Annotated in this window: 4 protein-coding genes; 3 read left to right on the plus strand and 1 reads right to left on the minus strand. The window is 67.3% G+C overall.

What is annotated here, in order from left to right:
• A partial coding sequence (locus tag EOA60_RS29810) for a MobA/MobL family protein (protein ID WP_164899648.1) occupies positions 1–193 on the minus strand: 193 nt, incomplete at its 3' end.
• 252 nt (positions 194–445) lie between these two features.
• On the opposite strand from EOA60_RS29810, the gene traC reads away from it, so the two are divergent.
• The 3 genes from traC to EOA60_RS29825 all read left to right on the plus strand — a co-directional run.
• Positions 446–742: a conjugal transfer protein TraC gene (gene traC / locus EOA60_RS29815; RefSeq protein WP_128312391.1), complete on the plus strand. Its 297-nt coding sequence runs from the start codon at positions 446–448 to the stop codon at positions 740–742.
• Between the two features lie 4 nt (positions 743–746).
• Complete coding sequence (gene traD, locus EOA60_RS29820) at positions 747–962, plus strand: type IV conjugative transfer system coupling protein TraD (RefSeq protein ID WP_128312392.1); 216 nt, start codon at positions 747–749, stop codon at positions 960–962.
• Positions 955–2,168 (plus strand): type IV secretory system conjugative DNA transfer family protein (locus tag EOA60_RS29825; protein WP_164899649.1); only part of this gene is annotated, 1,214 nt, incomplete at its 3' end. The genes traD and EOA60_RS29825, both read left to right, overlap by 8 nt.

The following is a 2,168-nucleotide window of genomic DNA, read 5'->3' on the forward strand; positions in this document are numbered from 1 at the left end:
CCCTCACCCAGGCCGGCGCATCGGGCGGCAGCAAAAACTCCTCATGGGCGAGATTGCGCTTGTTGGAATAGTCGACGGTGCGCGCCTCGGCTTCGTATTCCATGCGCGCGCAGTGGCGATACGCGGCCGAGAGCACGGCGCTGCGGCCTGAGCCGCGTCCGATGAGCTGGGGCGTGAAATGCGTGATCGCCACGGTGACGACGGCTCCCGACGAGAAATTACCCAATGTTCGTCGGGAGTGGCACGGCCCCGCCAGGGCCGGCGCAGCCACGTCGCGTCAGCGACGTATTACTGCGCCCTTGGATGCCGCTCCTTCGGAACGGCCGGGATCATCTCAAGCTGCGTCGGCTCAGCCGACTAGCTTTTTTATGAGTGGCGACTGGCCCTCATCCGAGGAAAGCTGGCTCTCAACCGAGCAGAAGCCGAATGCGAAAGGTCGACCGGAATGAAGAAGCCGTCATCGAAGATCAGGGAAGAAATCGCCCGCCTGCATGAGCAGCTCAAGGCGGCCGAGACACGGGAGGCGGAGCGGATCGGGCGCGTCGCGCTGAAGGCCGGTCTCGGCGAGATCGAGATCGAGGAGGCGGCACTGCTTTCGGCATTCGAGGACCTGGCCGGGCGGTTTCGCACGGGCGGCGGGAAATCGACCGGAAAGAAAAATGCCGGAGCCGGCAGGAGCGCAAGCGATGCGGCCGCGACGCTCGCGTCTGGCGCGGCTCAGGGCGGCGATCACGAGGCTTGAGCGCATGCGCCGGTCGAGCTCATCCGAAGCCCGCAGACAAGACACGCGCGAGAAGATCGAGCTCGGCGGGCTGATCGTGAAGGCGGGCCTGCGTTACGAGAAACGCGCGCTGCTGCTGGGCTTGCTGATCGACGGGCATCGACGCATCGAAGATGACGAGGCCGAGCGATCGCGGCTCACGGCGATCGGTGTGCAAGCGTTCGGGCGCGATCATGACTAGGGTGCTGCTCGCGCTTGCGCCGGCGGCGCTGATGCTGGCGCTCTCCCTCGGCCTGACCGGCATCGAGAGCTGGGTTGCCAGCTTCGCAACAAGCGAGGGCGCGCGGCTCATGCTCGGAAGGGCGGGCCTCGCCCTTCCCTATGCGGCGGCCGGACTGGCCGGCGTGATTTTTCTGTTCGCGGCCGCCGGCGCCCATGCGATCCGCGCCGCCGGCTGGAGCGCCGCCGCCGGAGCCACCGCCGTCGTGGCGATCGCCCTGACGCGCGAGACCGTCCGCCTGATCGCACTCGCCGATCGCGTGCCCGCGGGCGAGACGGCGCTGTCCTATGCCGATCCCGGAACGGCCATTGGCGCGACGATCGCGCTGATGTGCGGCGTGTTCGCGCTGCGCGTGGCGATCAAGGGAAATGCCGCTTTTGCGGCAGCCGGTCCCCGCCGCATCCGGGGAAAGCGCGCGATCCACGGCGAGACCGACTGGATGGGAATGGGGGCGGCCGAAAAACTGTTTCCTGAAGCCGGCGGCATCGTGATCGGCGAGCGCTACCGCGTCGATCGCGACCATATCGCAGGCCTCGCCTTCCGCGCCGACAGCCGCGAGACCTGGGGCGCCGGCGGCCGCTCGCCGCTGCTCTGCTTCGACGGCTCGTTCGGCTCCTCCCATGGCATCGTCTTCGCCGGTTCCGGCGGCTTCAAGACCACCACGGTGACGATTCCGTCGGCCCTCAAATGGGGCGGCGGGCTGGTTGTGCTCGACCCTTCATCGGAGGTTGCGCCGATGGTCATCGGCCACCGGCGCAAGGCAGGTCGCAAGGTGATCGTGCTCGACCCTGCCGATGCCGCGACCGGCTTCAACGCCCTCGACTGGATCGGGCGTTTCGGCGGCACGAAGGAGGAGGATATCGTCGCGGTGGCGACCTGGGTGATGACGGATACCCCGGGCCGAGCCTCGGCGCGCGACGACTTCTTTCGCGCCTCCGCGATGCAGCTTCTCACCGCGCTGATCGCCGACGTCTGCCTGTCCGGTCATACGGAAGGAAGGGATCAGACTCTGAGGCAGGTGCGCACCAACCTGTCGGAGCCGGAGCCGAAGCTGCGCGAGCGCCTGACCAGGATCTACGAACAGTCCGAATCAGATTTCGTGAAGGAGAACGTCGCGCCCTTCATCGCCATGACGCCGGAGACCTTTTCCGGGGTCTATGCAAACGC

The organism is Mesorhizobium sp. M1A.F.Ca.IN.020.06.1.1, from assembly GCF_004023265.1.
GTDB lineage: Bacteria > Pseudomonadota > Alphaproteobacteria > Rhizobiales > Rhizobiaceae > Mesorhizobium.

What these genes read in the sequence shown, in the direction of transcription:
- traD (WP_128312392.1), top strand. Translation starts at nt 747, where the DNA reads ATGCGCCGGTCGAGCTCATCCGAAGCCCGCAGACAAGACACGCGCGAG.
- traC (WP_128312391.1), top strand. Translation starts at nt 446, where the DNA reads ATGAAGAAGCCGTCATCGAAGATCAGGGAAGAAATCGCCCGCCTGCAT.